This window comes from Nocardiopsis sp. iso_237, assembly GCF_056173345.1.
Map to the genome: position 1 here is coordinate 686516 of NZ_CM149669.1, position 14412 is coordinate 700927.

A 14412-nucleotide genomic window follows, 5' to 3' on the forward strand; every position below is an offset into this window, starting at 1 on the left:
GGCACCTGTGACGCCGGAGCGCCGAGTGTCCACGCTCCGTAGCCTATCACCATGGCGGATACCATGCATCAAACGTGCGGACGATTGATGCATTTGACTCTGACTAACTACAGCTGTCAGGATATTGATAGCCTTACCAAAGACGCGGAAGTGCTGGGGGGATATGCCGATGGCCGGGAACAGCTCATGGATGTGCCCCGGCCCGTGCCGCTGCCGGAGGGATCACCGCGTCGAGGCGTTCGATCCTCCGTGCGAGCCCCGTCGTTTCCCCGTGCCGACCGCGCCGTCCCGCGCGCGGTGTCTCCGGCACTCCCCGAGCTCGTGTTTCCCGCGGCTCCTCGCGGATCGAGACCACCGCAGTCAAGCCAGAGAACGAGGTCGCGCCATGTCACCCAAGGGCACAGGAACCGAACTGACCGACGCCTCCCAGGGACGGGGCCGACCCGCCGGGAGAAGGGTCGCCGGGTCCCCCGCGCGAGTCACCGTCAACCTCACCGCGCGCTCCACGAAGGCGATGGAGGAGGCCGTCGCGGCCACGGGTGACACCCAGACCGACGTCATCAACCGCGCCCTTCAGGTGTACGCCTACCTCGAGTCCGTCATGGCCGAGGGCGACCGCGTCTACGTCGAGAACGCCGAGAGCCAGGAGCGGGAGCGCCTGCGCTTCTTCTGAACCCTCCCCTTCGTCATGCCCGGAGATCCCGGGTGCCGTGCCAGTGCCCCGACCGCGAGCACCGAGTGTCCACACCACCGCGGCCCGGTCGGGCGCACGACCGTCGAGGGAGGAAGGACGTTCCGACGCCCGCGCGTCGCCGCCCCGCCTCAGACCCGTAGCAGGGTGAGGTAGGCGAAGCCCAGGGTCTCCCGCTGGCCGTGCACGCGCGCGTGACGGTGCCGGTCGGCGCGGTCGCGGACCTCCTCGAAGTCGGGTGAGTCCGGGTTCTCCAGGAGCCAGTCCTCCCAGCCCAGGCAGTGCAGGTTCTCGAACTCGTCCCACTCGTCCACGGTGGTCTCGGTCAGCGCGATCAGCCGGAAGCCGTGCGCGAGGGCGAAGTCCACCAGCTCGGGCAGGGAGCGGTACTGCTCGCGCGGGATGAACGGCATGGCGGCCAACTCGGAGTCGGTCGGTGGCCGCCTCCAGTAGCACTCCGCGAACGCCGCCCGCCCCCCGGGCCGGGTCAGGTCCGCCAGCGCCGCCAGGGCGTTGGCGGTGTGCACCACCGGTTCGCCGCCCCAGGCGTGGCTGGCACCGATGTTGAGCACCAGGTCCGCAGGCTCGCCCCGCCACGTGCCGACGTCCCCGGCCACGAGCTCGACCCGGTCGGCCAGCCCGCGCTCCTCGGCGTTGGCCCGGCCGAGCCGGACGTAGTCCTCGCTGAGGTCGATGCCGAACCCCGTCGCGGTGGGCTCGGTGGCCAGCGCGCGGAGCAGGAGCTCCGCCCAGCCGCAGCCGACGTCCACGATGTGGCGTCCGGCCAGGGGCCCGAGCGAGCGGATCAGCCGAACGGCCCGCTCGTCGTTGAGCGGGCCGTTGAAGTCGACGTCGCGGTACAGGGGGGGAATTCCGGGGGTGGTCATCCGAGGAGGATCACCCGGGAGGGGCCGGACCGTCCACTGGTTTTCCGGTGCCCCGGACGGTCAGCCCTCCCCGTGCCAGGCGTTCCACAGCCTCGCGTAGGAACCGCCCCGGGCGAGGAGTTCGTCGTGGGTGCCGAGCTCGACGATCTCGCCGCCGTCCACCACGGCCACCCGGTCCGCGTCGTGCGCGGTGTACAGCCGGTGGGCGATCGCCACGACGGTACGGCCCGCCAGGACCCCGGCGAGCGAACCCTCCAGGCGCCGGGCCGAACGCGGATCGATCATCGAGGTCGCCTCGTCCAGCACCAGGACCTGCGGGTCGGCCAGCACGACCCGCGCCAGGGCCAGCTGCTGCACGTGGGCCGGGTCCAGGGCGTCCTGCCCCGAGCCCACCCGGGTGTCCAGGCCCTCCGGCAGCGACCGCACCCAGGTGTCGGCGTCCACCGCCTCCAGCGCCCGCCACAGCCGGTCCCGGTCCGCGCCGTCGTCCTCCAGCGCCAGGGCCAGGTTCTCCGCGAGAGTCCCCCGGAACACGTGGCTCTCCTGGCTGAGCAGGATCACCCGCTCCCGGCGCTCCTCGGGGGAGAGCGCGGCCAGGTCCGCGCCGCCGACGCGGACGGTACCGGCACCGGGCAGGTACACCCCGGCCATGAGCTTTCCGAGGGTGGACTTCCCGGCACCGCTCGGGCCGACCATGGCCAGCCGCTCCCCGGGGCGCAGGTCCAGGTCGACCCCGTGCAGCACCTCGGTGCCGGGGGTGTACCCGAACCGCACGCCGTCGACGGCCACGCCACCGGGCTCACCGTTCCCGGTCCCGGCCTCGGGGCGCGTGGCCTCTTCGGGGGTCCGGACCCCCAACAGGCGCCGCATCCCGGTGAAGCCCACCATCACGTTGTCGATCTGGTCGATCATGCGCTCCAACGGCTTGGACATCTGCACGGTCAGGAACACCGCGGTGGCGATCTGCCCCAGGGACAGCCCGCCCTGGACGTACAGCGCCCCCGCGACCAGGAAGGTCGTCGCCGAGGCGACCATGTACGAGAACTCCAGCGGCGGGTACCACACGGTCCGCAACCAGAGCGTGTACCGCTCCGCCAGGTACGCGCGGCGCACGTCGGCGTCGGTGCGCAGGTCCTGCCACTCCTGGCGGTCCAGCGCCTCCAGGGTGTGCGCCCCCTCCACGGTGTCGGACACGCCCTGGGTGAGCCGGGAGTACGTGCCCATCTCGGCCAGGTACCCGTCCGGTGCCCGCCGCGCGTACCAACGCGTGCTCACCCAGATGATCAGCGCCGACGGCAGCCACGCGAGCATGAGCGCCGGGTGCAGGAAGGCCTGGGCGACCAGGATGACCAGCACCGTCGCCCCGCCCGTGGCGAACACGGGCAGTGACTCGCGGACCATCACGCTGAGGGAGTTGACGTCGCGGCCGGTGCGCGAGACCAGGTCGCCGGTGCCCGCCCGTTCCACGGTGCCCAGGGGCAATCGCAGCACCGACCGGACGAACTCCTCACGCAGCTCGGCCAGCAGCCCCTCTCCGAAGCGAATGGACTGGGCCACGGCCGCCAGCAGGAGGCCCGCGTTCACCAGCAGGGACGCCACGATGACCAGGGCCAGGACGTCCACGCGCTCCGGGCCGGCCCCGTCGCGGACGGCGTCGATGATCATTCCGAGCACCCACGGGGCGACCAGCGCGGCCCCCGTGGCCAGGGCGTACAGCACCACCACCTGGAGCAGGAGCGGCCCGTGGTCGCGGCCCGCGCGCCGCAGCCGGCGCCACACCTCGGGAGTGGGCGCCACAGGCAGGGCGGCCGGGTCCACCGCGGCGGTGGGCGGCCCGCCGGGGGAGGGCGACCCGGGTCGGTCGCCTGAGGGACGGGGGTCGGCGGTCTGGGTCATACCCTCTCCTCCTCCAGCGTCGTGCGCAGGACGGTGGCGGCGTAGGCGTCGTGGGTGCGGAGCAGGTCCCGGTGGGCGCCCTCGGCGGCCACCCGGCCCTCCACGACGAACTGGACGTGGTCGGTGCGGTCCAGCAGGAGCGGGCTGGTGGTGACCACCCCGGTGGTGCGGTCGGCGCGGACCCCGCGGAGCCGTTCAGCGACGGCCGCCTCCGAGTGGGCGTCCACCGCAGAGGTGGGTTCGACGAGGATCAGTACCTCGGGGTCCCTGAGCAGGGCACGGGCCAGCCGCAGGCGCTGCTGTTGGCCGCCGGAGTACTCGCGGCCGCGCTCGGTGAGCTCGACGTCCAGTCCCAGCGGCGACTGGGCCAGCACGTCCTCGGCCGACGCGGCGCGGAGCGTCGCGGTGACGTGTTCGTCGGAGCCGGTGCCGTCCGGGTCGAGTTCGTCGCGCAACCGGCCGGAGAACAGGTGCGCGTCGTTGGCGGCGACCAGCACGCGACGGCGGACCTCCCGCAGCGGCAGGGCGTCCAGGCGGACACCGGACAGCTCGGCACCGCCGCCGTCCCGGTAGCGGCCCAGCCGTTCGATCACGGGCCCCACGTCGGTCTGGTCGGCGCAGACCACGCCGGTGACCCTCCCGTGTGCGAGGAGCACGCCGCTGCCCGGGTCGTGCAGGTCCCGCGGTCCGGCGGGGGCCTCCGCCGGGATCGCGGGTTCGGTGAGGTCGTGCTCCATGCCCAGGACCCGCACCACGCGGGTGGCGGCGACCCTGGCGGTCACCAGGTCGGAGGAGAAGAGCATGAAGTAGCGGACGGCGCTGGCCAGTGCGCCCGTGTAGCCGTAGAAGGAGACCAGCTGCCCCACCGTGAGCTCACCGACCAGCGCCAGCCGGGCGCCGTACCAGACGATCCCCACGAGGAGCAGTCCCGGATACAGGGTGCGGACGGCCTCCAGTGCGGCGTCCATCCATCCGACCCGGACCCCGGCGGCCCGGACCCGCTGCGACTCGGCGCGGTACCGTTCGCCGGTCGACCGTTCACCGCCCACCCCGCGCAGGACCCGCAGCCCGGCCACGAGGTCGGTGGCCCGCGTGGTGAGTTCGGCCTGGCGGTCGCGGTGGGCGTGCGTGCGGTGGTTGAGCGGGCGCAGCAGCGGGACCATGCCGACGACGATCAGCGGTACCGCCACCAGGACGATCAGCCCGAAGGTGACGTGCGACGTGAGCATGAGGAAGGCGACCACCAGGACCGCGACCACCGAGGAGACGAACAGGTTGGAGCGCTCGTAGAGCTCACCGATCTGGTCGATGTCGTCGGTGCCGACCGCCACCACCTCGCCGGTGGGCAGCCGCCGGGTGAGCGTCGGTCCCAGGCGTGAGGAGCGGCGGGTGATCAGCTGCACCGTGCGGTAGGCGGACGCGTACCAGTTGAAGCAGCTGGCCCGTTCGTACAGGGGGGTCAGGGCCGCGCCCGCCACGGCGCACAGTCCGATGAGCGCGAACCAGTACAGCAGGGTGCCGTACCCGCCCTCGGCCAGCCCGGAGTCGAGCGCCGCGCCGAGCACGAACGACACCAGGATCGTGCTCAGGTAGTACGCGGAGGCGATCAGCGACGCGTACAGCAGTGAACGCCACTCCATGCGGGTGAGCCAGAGCAGGAAGCGGTTGGCGGATCGGTGGTCCGGGTCGCCCGGAGGCTGGGGAAGTACGCGCACGGTTACCGAACCTAACCAGCGGAGACCGGAGGAGGCCACTGGTTTTCTCGCGTCCCGCGCAGTGGCGGTTCAGGGGATTCTCCGGGTGTTCCCGGATGGTGTTGGTGCGGGCCGGGACGGAACCCTGGACCCATGAACGACAGCTTTCCTGACCGGCCCGGCCTCCCCCTGCGGATCGCGGCCGTCACCGCCGGTGCCGTCCTGCTCTGGTCCGCGCTGCTCCTGGCCAACGACCTGCTGTCGGACGAACCGGGGGGTCAGGGCAACCTCGCGCACTGGATCAACGCCGTGGTCATCGGCGTCCTCGGGACCGCGCTGGTCTGGGCGGCCCGCCGGTACCTGGACCGCCGCCCGTGGTCCGGCCTGGGGCTGACCGGTCCGCGGGACGCCTGGTGGCCGTTCCTTGTGGGCGCGCTCTCCTGGCTGCTTCCGGCGGCGGTGGGCCTGGGGGTGGCCCTCGCCCTCGGCGCGTCGGTCACCCCGGCCGTGCCCCTGACGGAGGTCGTGCTCTCCCTGGCGGCCCTCACCGTCCTGGTGCTGCTCTACGAGGCGCTCCCGGAGGAACTGATCTTCCGGGGATACCTGTTCCGCAACCTCAACACCGCGATGGCCGCCTGGTTGGCGGTGTTCGGGCAGGCGGCGCTGTTCACCCTGTGGGGGACGGGTCTGTGGGTCCTCACCGGAGGGTGGGAGGTCCTCGCCGAGAGGCTGCCGCTGTTCCTCGGCATGAGCGTGGTGCTCGGCTGCCTGCGTGTGGTCACCGGGAACGTCTGGGCCTGCGTGGGCTTCCACCTGGCCTTCCAGGTCGCGGCCCAGGGGCTGTTGAACTGGGGCCTGTTCGAGGTCGACGGCCTGGAGACGGTCATGGGAACCGTCTTCCTGCTGCCGTTCGCGCTCGGGGTCACCGTCGCCATGCTGTTCCTGCGCGACACCGGCACCTGGTCGCGGAGGGCCCCCGACCCGGCGCCGTCCGCACCGGGGCGGGCCTCGCGTTAGGGGAGCTCGCCGCGCCGGTGCAGGATCTCGACCAGGTCGCGTACGGCCGGGGCGCACCGGTCGCGTTCGGCGTGGGAGATCCACACCGCTTCCAGGATCTCGTTGTCCGGAACGATCTCGCCGTCGTGTTCCGCCGAGTAGCAGACCAACCGCACACGGGTCCCGGGCGCCTGGGCGTGCGCCTCCTGGTCGATCTCCGCGACCAGGTCGAAGGTGCCGGGGCGCAGGACCACGCTGACCTCCTCCAGGGTCTCGCGGGCCACCGCCTCCTCGTCGCTCTCGCCCGGCTCGCGCTTTCCGCCGGGGACGTACAGGAGGTCCCTGTCCTCGGGGCGCACGCACAGCAGGCGGCCGTCGCGTACGTGGACCCAGGCCAGGGCCTCGATGACGGCGGGAGACGGGGAGGGGAGCGAGTTCGCTGACATGTGGCCACTTTAGGTCGCGGTGCGCGGGCGAGAACCGCCGCCCTGTGGTGACCTGAGCCACTAATCTCGTCTTCCGTACACCCACGGCCCGCACCGGCCGGGCCACGGCGAGAGCGGACGAACATGGCACCCTCCCCCTCCGGAACCGGTCCCGGATCGGGCCCCGACCCCTCGGCCGCGCGGCCCGGGGCGGACGTCCTCCCCCTCCTCGCGGAGAGCTCCAGCGGCGGTGTGCCGCCCCAGACCACGGAACACCGCGAGGAACGCGAACGCGCCTACAATCTCCACAGCGCGGCGATCGGCGCCTGCCTCGCGCGTACGGAGAAGGACCCGTCGCTGGTCGAACGCGCGCGGCTCCTGCTCTCCGAGGAGGCGCGGCTGCCCTTCATGACACCCGACGAGGTCGCCCACGCCAACGCCGTGCTCTCCCGCACCCTCCGTGAGCTCCGCGCCGACCCCGCGCCGCGCCCCTCGGGCGCCACCCCGGACGACCTGGGCCGCGAGCTCACCGACGCCGAGCAGGACGCCCTCTTCGACCTCGCGCTGCGCGACCGGCTCACCGGGACCCCGCGCGAACGCCCCCGGCTGCTGCTCCTCGGGGGCCAGCCCGGTTCCGGGAAGTCCACCCTCCAGCGCCTCCTCCTGCCGGTGCTGCCTCCGGGGACGGTCAGCTACGACGGCGACGACCTGCTGCGGCTCTCGCCCGACTACGAGTGGGCGATGACCGCCGACGACCGGGCCGCCTCCACGTCGGTGTCAGCGCAGGTCGGCGGGGTGCACGACCGGGCCATGGAGTACGTGCGGCGGGGCCGCCACGACGTCGTGTGCAGCCACCCGCTGGGGCGCGCGGACTGGGCCGCCCGGTGGGTGCTCGGCTTCCGGGAGGCCGGGTACCGGGTGGAGGTCGCCTTCGTGGCCACGCACGCCTCCAACAGCCGGTTCTCGGTCTTCGACCGGCACGAGCGGGCCACCCGCGACCAGGGGTTCGGCCGCTGGCTGCCGGAGATCCACCACGACCGCTTCTACCTGGGCGTCCCCAACACCGTCGAGTTCCTGGAGACCCACCACCTCGCGGACTCGGTGTACGTGCTCTCCCGTGAGGGTGAGGTGTTGTACGCCAACCACCGGCGCGAGGGCGGGTGGCGGTCGGAGCCCTTCGGCCGGATCGCGTTGGAGGCCGAGAGGGGCAGACGCGAACTCTGGCGTGCCGAGGACGCGCTCTAGGATCGCTCCCCATGGACATCTTCTCCGCGAGCCCCCTCCTGGTCCGCCAGCCCGGACGCCTCATGGCCGACGTCTCGGACTACGAGATCCTCGACCAGTTCGGACGGCAGATCGCGTGGGCGCGTGAACAGGGTGCGGGCGGCGGCGTGCAGGTGCTGCGGCAGCTCTCCCGCAACACCGGCGGCTTCGAGAGGCTGGTGCACGTCACCGACCTCAACGGCGCGGTCCGGCTCGTCATCCGGAAGCACTGGTCCTGGATGACCGCGACCACCAGCGTGAGCCTGCCCGACGGTCGCCCGGTGGGAAGCATCGAGCAGGACCTGAAGTTCTTCGGGGCCAAGTTCACCCTGATGGACCCGTGGAAGCGGCAGATCGGCACGATCGAGGGCGACTTCGTCAGCCGGGACTTCCGGATCAACGACCACAACGCGCACGAGGTGGCCCGGGTCGACCGCAGCCTGCCCGACCTCGGGGAGATCCTCACCGCGGCGGACAGCTACGCGCTGCACCACCGCTACCCCTCCCTTCCGGAACCCCTGCGCACCCTGGTGGTGGCGTCCGCGATCGCGATCGACCTGGTCCTGCGCGAGGGCAGGTGACCCCGGGAGCTCAGTTCTCCAGGCGGGCCATGGCGGCGCGGTCCTCCTCCCCGAAGCGCTCCTCCAGCTCCTCGGGCGAGGCGTCCAGGTCGATCCGGGAGAGCGGCACCCCGCGCGCGGACTCGATGGCGCCCAACCGCCGCAGGGCGCGGTCGCTCGCGTACTCCAGGAGTTCGCCCGGGGGGAGCTCGTAGCGCTGGACGGCCGGGTCCTTCGAGGGGACGTCGCCGTCCCGGACGGTGCCCATGACGTGGGGGAGCAGTTCGTCGAGGCGCTCGCTCACCACGTCCCAGTTGCGGTCGTCGGCGGCGACGTGGCGTCGGCAGGTGAAGGTGCCCCAGGCCATGTGGCGGCGCTCGTCGTCACCGATCCGCCTGATGATCCGGCGCATGCCCGGGAAGATGTCGTGGACGGTGCACACGTGGTTCCAGGCGTAGTAGCCGGTCAGCGCCAGTGAGCCCTCGATGACGTGGTTGTAGGTGACCGAGGCGCGCACCTGGTTGCGGGGGCTGGGGTCGTCCAGGAGGGCGTCCAGCGAACGGGGGAGTTCGTCGTAGAACAGGACGCGGTAGCCGGGGTTGGTGTCCACGTACTCGTGGAGGTCGTCCCGGACGCCGATCGCGTCCAGCCAGAGCCGGAAGGCCTGGACGTGCCTGGCCTCCTCGAAGGCGAACTGGGTCAGGTACATCTCGTCGCCCAGGCGGCCCTCGGCGGCCATGGCGCGCAGGAACGGCTGGAGGTCCTCGGTGACCGCCTCCTCGCCCGCGGCGAAGAGCGCGCACAGCCGCAGGACGCGGGAGCGCGCCTCGTCGTCGAGCTTCCGCCAGTCCTCGGCGTCCTGGGAGAGGTCGATGTCGGCCGGGTTCCAGAACCTCGCGTTGCCCTTGGCGAACAGCCTGAGGGGGAGCGAGTCCCAGTTGAGTCCGCCGCCGCGGAGGGAGTGGAAGCCGTCGCGGCGCTCGGTGGCCGGTGCGTCGGTCATGGGGGTACCTCCGTCGGGTGTACTGCCCCTCATGATTGGACACGGGCGGGGTTCGTGTAAAGCCCTGAAGGTGTCCTGGGTCACTCGCATTCAGAACCCGGTTCGGATCCGATCCGGTCGCTGCACACGGCGATCCGGCCCCGCCGAAACGGTACGGTCGGGGGAGTACGACCGCATGAACGATCCGATCGGGGGACGACGTGTTCTGTGGTGATCCCGGCAGTTCCGGCTACGCCGCGTGCGCCGCCCAGTCCCAGCTGTTCGCGCTGGCCTCGGTGATCCCCGCGCTGCTCGGCCTGGCCCTGCTGTTGGCCGCCTTCACCGCGCCCTCGGTCCGGGGCGACCGCCTGCTGCGCACCCGGACCCTCACCTACTCCCTGATCGCCTGGGGCATCGCCGCCGGTACGTACGTGATCGGCGTCCTGCCCTCGCTCTGACCCGGGGTCACCGGGTCAGCTCTCCTCCTCCGCGAGCAGGTCGCCCGCGTCCGCGATCCGGTAGGCGTAGCCCTGCTCGGCCAGGAACCGCTGCCGGTGCGCGGCGTAGTCCTGGTCCAGGGTGTCCCGGGCGACCACCGCGTAGAACCGCGCGGTCCGGCCGTCCGCCTTCGGACGCAGCACACGGCCCAGCCGCTGCGCCTCCTCCTGCCGGGAACCGAAGGACCCCGACACCTGGACCGCCACCCCCGCCTCGGGGAGGTCGATCGAGAAGTTGGCGACCTTGGAGACCACCAGGGTGCGCAGCTCGCCGGAGCGGAAGGCGTCGAACAGGCGCTCGCGCTCCTTGTTGCGGGTCTCGCCCTTGATCACCGGGGCGCCCAGCCGCTCACCGAGCTCGTCGAGCTGGTCGATGTAGGAGCCGATCACCAGGACCTGCTCCTCCGGGTGGCGCTCCACGATCCGGCGCACCACGGTGGTCTTGGTCTCCGAGGAGGCGCAGAACCGGTACCGGTCCTCCGGCTCGGCGGTCGCGTACGCCAGCCGCTCGGACTCGGTCAGGTCCACCCGGACCTCCACACAGTCCGCCGGGGCGATCCACCCCTGGTTCTCCATGTCCTTCCACGGGGCGTCGTAGCGCTTCGGCCCGATCAGCGAGAACACGTCGCCCTCCCGGCCGTCCTCGCGGACCAGGGTGGCGGTCAGGCCGAGGCGGCGCCGGGCCTGGAGGTCGGCGGTCATCCGGAAGATCGGCGCGGGCAGCAGGTGGACCTCGTCGTAGACGACCAGGCCCCAGTCCTTCGCGTCGAACAGCTCCAGGTGCGTGTACACGCCCTTCCGGCGCGCCGCCATCACCTGGTAGGTGGCGATGGTGACCGGTCGGATCTCCTTGCGGGTCCCCGAGTACTCACCGATCTCGTCCTCGGTCAGGGACGTCCGCTTCAGCAGCTCGGTCTTCCACTGGTGCACCGACACGGTGTTGGTCACCAGGATCAGCGTCGTCGCGCCGGTCATGGCCATCGCGGCCGCGCCGACGATGGTCTTGCCCGCGCCGCAGGGCAGCACGACCACGCCGGAGCCGCCCGCGTGGAAGCTCTCGGCGGCCTCGCGCTGGTACCCGCGCAGTTCCCAGTCGCCGTCCGCGAGGTCGATGTCGTGCGCCTCCCCGTCCACGTACCCGGCCAGGTCCTCGGCGGGCCAGCCGATCTTCAGCAGGGCCTGCTTGAGGTTGCCGCGCTCGCTGGGGTGGACGGAGACCGAGTCCTCACTGATCCGCTCGCCCAGCATGCCCTTGACCTTCTTGGCCCGCACGACCTCCTCCAGGACGGCGCGGTCCGAGGACTCCAGGACCAGGCCGTGCCGGGGGTCGCCGACCAGCCGGAGCCGCCCGTAGCGGTCCATGGTCTCCGCGATGTCCACGAGCAGCGAGTGCGGCACCGGGAACTTGGAGAAGCGGATGAGCGAGTCGACGACCTGCTCGGCGTCGTGCCCGGCGGCGCGCGCGTTCCACAGGGCCAGCGGCGTGATCCGGTAGGTGTGCACGTGTTCGGGGGCGCGTTCGAGTTCGGCGAACGGCGCGATGGATCGGCGGCACTCCGGGGCGAGTTCGTGGTCGATCTCTAGCAGGAGCGTCTTGTCGGACTGGACGATCAGGCAGGACACACGGGGCCTTCCGGCGGGAACGGGCACGGTCACGGGGACGAGGGTGGCCCCAGGTGCAACACGGGAACCCCTCCGATCATGCCCGTGCCGGGGTGGGGTTCGTTACGGCGCGCCCGGCCGACGCGGGTCAGGCCCCCAGGAACAGGAGCATCGACGCGATCACCATCACCGGCAGCAGGAACACCACCGAGAACGCGGTGTAGGCGAAGGTGCACGTCCACGTGTAGCGGATGTACCGCTCCACCGCGTCCGTGTCGGGGACCTTCGTCAGCGCCATCACACCCAGGACGATCCCGGGGACGTTGGCGAAGAGGACGAAGAACCACAGGCCCAGGGAGACACCGAGGACCTGGACGATCAGCGTGCTGACCGCCACGAACAGGGCCGCGACCGCGCCGCCCACACGGGGAGGCGGCCCGGAGGGCGGCGGGGGTCCCGTCGGTGGCCGGGGCGCCGACGCGACGGCCTGGTACGCGGGCGGTCCGGGCGGGGGCGGCGCGGCCGCCCGTCCCGGGGGCGCCGACGGACGCGCGGCGGGGGTGCTCGCGGGCAGCCCCGAACCGGGGACGGAGGTCCGTCCCCGCTCCCAGAAGGCCCTGGGGTCGCTCCGGTCACCGTTCACCGCTGGTCCGTGCCCCCTCACGCAGTTCACCGTGTCTGTGGGTCGCATACCCGCCCCACACGGGTGGGACGCGGACGATCCCGTACTCGTTGCCCCAAACCGGGGTCAGAAGTTGACCACGGGGACGATCTGCTGGATCCAGTCCCCCGCCTGGGTGAACATCACGAAGGTCAGCACCAGCATCACGAAGAACATCACCCCCGCCGCGCCCAGGCAGTACCAGGAGTACCGAGTGAGGACCTCGGCCTGGTCCGGGCGGCCCCGGTCGCGGGCGTGCGCGGCCCGCACCGCGAAGGTGATCCCGGCGATCCCGAAGATCCAGTTCATGCAGCACAGCGCGGTCGCCGCGTGCAGGATGAGCGCCATGGTGGAGCTGTTGGCGCCACCCGTCGAACCCGAGGGGACCGGTTCGCGCCGGTCGTCGTCGCGCTCCCGCTCGGGCGCCCGGTCCCGGCCCTCGGGGACGCGGTCCTCGCGCGCCCGGTCGCGGGGGGAGGAGGCTCCGGGGGGCAGCGGTGCGTTGCTCATGGGGTGTCTCTCGCCGTCGTTGATCGACCTACGCCACTCTAGCCCGCCCGCCCCTCGACGCTCCGCGCCAGGCGTCAACCGATCGGCCAGACGAGGATGGCGGTCACCGGAGTGGCCGCATCGGGAGCGAAGACCACGGGCTCCACCCGGTGCGGGTGCCCTTCGAAGCACAGCGGCCGTGAGTCGGACTCGCGGTCCCCCGGGGTGAGGATGTTCAGGACGCGATCAGCGAGATCGCCACGATCACGATGAAAGCCGCCACGCAGACGATCAGGAGCCGTAGCGCGGAGGGGTCAACGGTGGGATCGGTCCGGGGGACCCGCGCGACTCGTCGGAGCGCGAGCTCGGGTCGTTGCGCCGGACCGGGGTCGTACGACGGGTCCGGTTCGGGGTCCGGTTCGGCCGCCAGCCCTCGCGTGTTGACCATCTCCGGTGGAGACGAGACCTGCGGCACCGCTGGGTGGGGCTGTGCCTCCGCTTCGGGCTCGGGTCCCGTCTCTGACCGTGCCTCCGGCACTGTCCCCTGCCCGACCTCGGGCTCCGGCTCCGGTTTCGGTACTGGTTCGGTGGTCGGTTCCGGTGACCGCGGTCCGGTTTCGGAGGCCGGTTCGCTACTCCGTTCCAGCGTTTCCGGTGGTGGCGAGACCTGCGGGACCATCGAGTGCCGCATTGCTGTGGACTCGGGCTCCGCTTGCGGCTCGGGCTCCGCTTCGGGCTTCGCTTCGGGCTCCGCCTCGGGAGTGGCCTCCGTTACCGGCTCCGACTCCGCCTCCGGTACTGGTGCGGTCGTCCCCTCCAGCGTGTTGCTCGTTGCTGGTGAGGGGGGAACCTGCGGCATCGTCGGCTCGGGCTCAGCGTCCCCGGTTTCGGGATCCACCGCGTAGAGCAGGGTGATGATGTCGTCCGGGGCGGGACGTTCCTCGGGTGCGTGGCTCCAACAGGCGGTGACGGTGTCCCTGAGGTCCGACGGCAGGTCCTCCAGGGCGTGCAGGGGCGGGGCGGCGACCACGCGCAGCAGGGTCGCGGGTGCACTGTTGGTCTGGAACGGGTTGACGCCGGTGGACGCGAAGGCGAGCACCGTGCCGAGGCTGAACACGTCCGAAGCCGGGGTGAGTTCCTGGCCCCTGGCCTGCTCGGGAGACATACAGGACAGGGTGCCGAAGATGCGTCCGGTACTGCTGATGGCCGTGTTGTCCAGCGGACGAGCGATGCCGAAGTCGATGATCTTGGGGCCGTCGTCGGCCAGGATGATGTTCCCCGGCTTGAGGTCGCGGTGGATCAGGTCGCGGCCGTGGATGGCGGACAGGCCCTCGGCCAGGCGTGCGGCCAACCGCCGGGCGAAGGGCGGGGACATCGGACCCTGGTCGCGCACCGCACGTGACAGCGTGGGCCCCGGGATGTACGCGCTCGCGATCCACGGCTGTTCCGCGTGCGGGTCGGCGTCCAGGACGTGGGCGGTGTAGAAGCCGCCGACGCTGCGGGCCGCCTGCGCCTCACGGGCGAACCGGGCGCGGTACTCGGGGCTCCTGGAGTCGCTCTCGTGCAGCCGGTCGGGTCGGATGATCTTGACGACCACGTCCCAGCCGCCCCTGGTCCGGCCGAGGAAGACCTGTCCCATGCCGCCCTGACCGAGGAGGTGCGTGAGTCGGTACGGTCCGATCTGCCGGGGGTCGTTCGGACCGACGGTTCGCACTCCGCACCCCTTCCGGCGGCTGGACGTCCGTACGCTTCGATCATCCCTTCTTCCC

14 protein-coding genes are annotated in these 14412 nt (G+C 71.8%); 5 read left to right on the top strand and 9 right to left on the bottom strand.

The genetic code is table 11. The annotated features are described in order from the left end of the window. Nucleotides 1-385: 385 nt before the first annotated feature. Nucleotides 386-673, top strand: coding sequence for a ribbon-helix-helix domain-containing protein (locus AC0VYM_RS03255; RefSeq protein ID WP_475458770.1), 288 nt, complete (start codon nt 386-388; stop codon nt 671-673). Nucleotides 674-822: 149 nt separating this feature from the next. Here the strand turns inward: AC0VYM_RS03255 and AC0VYM_RS03260 are convergent, their stop codons facing one another. Genes AC0VYM_RS03260 through AC0VYM_RS03270 form a run of 3 tightly spaced genes read right to left on the bottom strand, consistent with a single transcriptional unit; the run spans nt 823 to nt 5189 of the window. Continuing rightward, on the bottom strand, nt 823-1578 hold the full coding sequence (locus AC0VYM_RS03260; protein ID WP_475458772.1) for a class I SAM-dependent methyltransferase: 756 nt from the start codon (nt 1576-1578) through the stop codon (nt 823-825). Between the two features lie 60 nt (nt 1579-1638). After that, nucleotides 1639-3474 (bottom strand): ABC transporter ATP-binding protein, encoded by a 1836-nt coding sequence (locus tag AC0VYM_RS03265; protein WP_475458774.1) that lies wholly within the window; start codon nt 3472-3474, stop codon nt 1639-1641. Further along, on the bottom strand, nt 3471-5189 hold the full coding sequence (locus tag AC0VYM_RS03270; RefSeq protein WP_475458776.1) for an ABC transporter transmembrane domain-containing protein: 1719 nt from the start codon (nt 5187-5189) through the stop codon (nt 3471-3473). The genes AC0VYM_RS03265 and AC0VYM_RS03270 overlap by 4 nt, the downstream gene beginning before the upstream one ends. 132 nt (nt 5190-5321) lie before the next feature. Here AC0VYM_RS03270 and AC0VYM_RS03275 point away from each other — a divergent pair, with 132 nt between their 5' ends. Beyond that, the gene (locus tag AC0VYM_RS03275) at nt 5322-6185 is read left to right on the top strand and encodes a lysostaphin resistance A-like protein (protein WP_475458778.1); all 864 of its coding nucleotides are present in this window, start codon (nt 5322-5324) and stop codon (nt 6183-6185) included. On the opposite strand, the gene AC0VYM_RS03280 is transcribed toward AC0VYM_RS03275, so the two are convergent. Further along, nucleotides 6182-6610 (bottom strand): NUDIX hydrolase, encoded by a 429-nt coding sequence (locus AC0VYM_RS03280; protein WP_475458781.1) that lies wholly within the window; start codon nt 6608-6610, stop codon nt 6182-6184. The two genes, AC0VYM_RS03275 and AC0VYM_RS03280, sit on opposite strands and share 4 nt — an antisense overlap. A gap of 123 nt (nt 6611-6733) precedes the next feature. On the opposite strand from AC0VYM_RS03280, the gene AC0VYM_RS03285 reads away from it, so the two are divergent. Both AC0VYM_RS03285 and AC0VYM_RS03290 read left to right on the top strand, forming a co-directional pair. Continuing rightward, nucleotides 6734-7834, top strand: a complete 1101-nt coding sequence (locus AC0VYM_RS03285; RefSeq protein ID WP_475458783.1) for a zeta toxin family protein — start codon at nt 6734-6736, stop codon at nt 7832-7834. An 11-nt stretch (nt 7835-7845) separates the two neighbouring features. Further along, on the top strand, nt 7846-8433 hold the full coding sequence (locus tag AC0VYM_RS03290; RefSeq protein ID WP_475458785.1) for an LURP-one-related/scramblase family protein: 588 nt from the start codon (nt 7846-7848) through the stop codon (nt 8431-8433). A gap of 10 nt (nt 8434-8443) precedes the next feature. Here the strand turns inward: AC0VYM_RS03290 and AC0VYM_RS03295 are convergent, their stop codons facing one another. Then, the gene (locus tag AC0VYM_RS03295) at nt 8444-9415 is read right to left on the bottom strand and encodes a R2-like ligand-binding oxidase (protein WP_475458787.1); all 972 of its coding nucleotides are present in this window, start codon (nt 9413-9415) and stop codon (nt 8444-8446) included. A gap of 200 nt (nt 9416-9615) precedes the next feature. On the opposite strand from AC0VYM_RS03295, the gene AC0VYM_RS03300 reads away from it, so the two are divergent. Then, on the top strand, nt 9616-9852 hold the full coding sequence (locus tag AC0VYM_RS03300; RefSeq protein WP_378737755.1) for a hypothetical protein: 237 nt from the start codon (nt 9616-9618) through the stop codon (nt 9850-9852). Nucleotides 9853-9867: 15 nt separating this feature from the next. Here AC0VYM_RS03300 and AC0VYM_RS03305 read toward each other — a convergent pair whose 3' ends face one another. The 4 genes from AC0VYM_RS03305 to AC0VYM_RS03320 all read right to left on the bottom strand — a co-directional run bounded on the left by AC0VYM_RS03305 (nt 9868) and on the right by AC0VYM_RS03320 (nt 14357). Further along, complete coding sequence (locus tag AC0VYM_RS03305; protein ID WP_475462918.1) at nt 9868-11514, bottom strand: DNA repair helicase XPB; 1647 nt, start codon at nt 11512-11514, stop codon at nt 9868-9870. Nucleotides 11515-11641: 127 nt separating this feature from the next. After that, nucleotides 11642-12184 (bottom strand): hypothetical protein, encoded by a 543-nt coding sequence (locus AC0VYM_RS03310; RefSeq protein ID WP_475458790.1) that lies wholly within the window; start codon nt 12182-12184, stop codon nt 11642-11644. A gap of 57 nt (nt 12185-12241) precedes the next feature. Further along, nucleotides 12242-12664: a hypothetical protein gene (locus AC0VYM_RS03315; protein WP_475458792.1), complete on the bottom strand. Its 423-nt coding sequence runs from the start codon at nt 12662-12664 to the stop codon at nt 12242-12244. 214 nt (nt 12665-12878) lie between these two features. Next, nucleotides 12879-14357 carry a serine/threonine-protein kinase gene (locus AC0VYM_RS03320; RefSeq protein WP_475458794.1) on the bottom strand — a complete coding sequence of 493 codons (1479 nt, stop codon included), beginning with the start codon at nt 14355-14357 and terminating at the stop codon, nt 12879-12881. Between the last annotated feature and the right edge of the window lie 55 nt (nt 14358-14412).

Bases quoted from the DNA above. Each gene is read 5' to 3' on its own strand.
- AC0VYM_RS03255 (WP_475458770.1), top strand. From the start codon at position 386: ATGTCACCCAAGGGCACAGGAACCGAACTGACCGACGCCTCCCAGGGA.
- AC0VYM_RS03260 (WP_475458772.1), bottom strand. From the start codon at position 1,578: ATGACCACCCCCGGAATTCCCCCCCTGTACCGCGACGTCGACTTCAAC.
- AC0VYM_RS03265 (WP_475458774.1), bottom strand. From the start codon at position 3,474: ATGACCCAGACCGCCGACCCCCGTCCCTCAGGCGACCGACCCGGGTCG.
- AC0VYM_RS03275 (WP_475458778.1), top strand. From the start codon at position 5,322: ATGAACGACAGCTTTCCTGACCGGCCCGGCCTCCCCCTGCGGATCGCG.
- AC0VYM_RS03280 (WP_475458781.1), bottom strand. From the start codon at position 6,610: ATGTCAGCGAACTCGCTCCCCTCCCCGTCTCCCGCCGTCATCGAGGCC.
- AC0VYM_RS03285 (WP_475458783.1), top strand. From the start codon at position 6,734: ATGGCACCCTCCCCCTCCGGAACCGGTCCCGGATCGGGCCCCGACCCC.
- AC0VYM_RS03290 (WP_475458785.1), top strand. From the start codon at position 7,846: ATGGACATCTTCTCCGCGAGCCCCCTCCTGGTCCGCCAGCCCGGACGC.
- AC0VYM_RS03295 (WP_475458787.1), bottom strand. From the start codon at position 9,415: ATGACCGACGCACCGGCCACCGAGCGCCGCGACGGCTTCCACTCCCTC.
- AC0VYM_RS03310 (WP_475458790.1), bottom strand. From the start codon at position 12,184: ATGCGACCCACAGACACGGTGAACTGCGTGAGGGGGCACGGACCAGCG.
- AC0VYM_RS03315 (WP_475458792.1), bottom strand. From the start codon at position 12,664: ATGAGCAACGCACCGCTGCCCCCCGGAGCCTCCTCCCCCCGCGACCGG.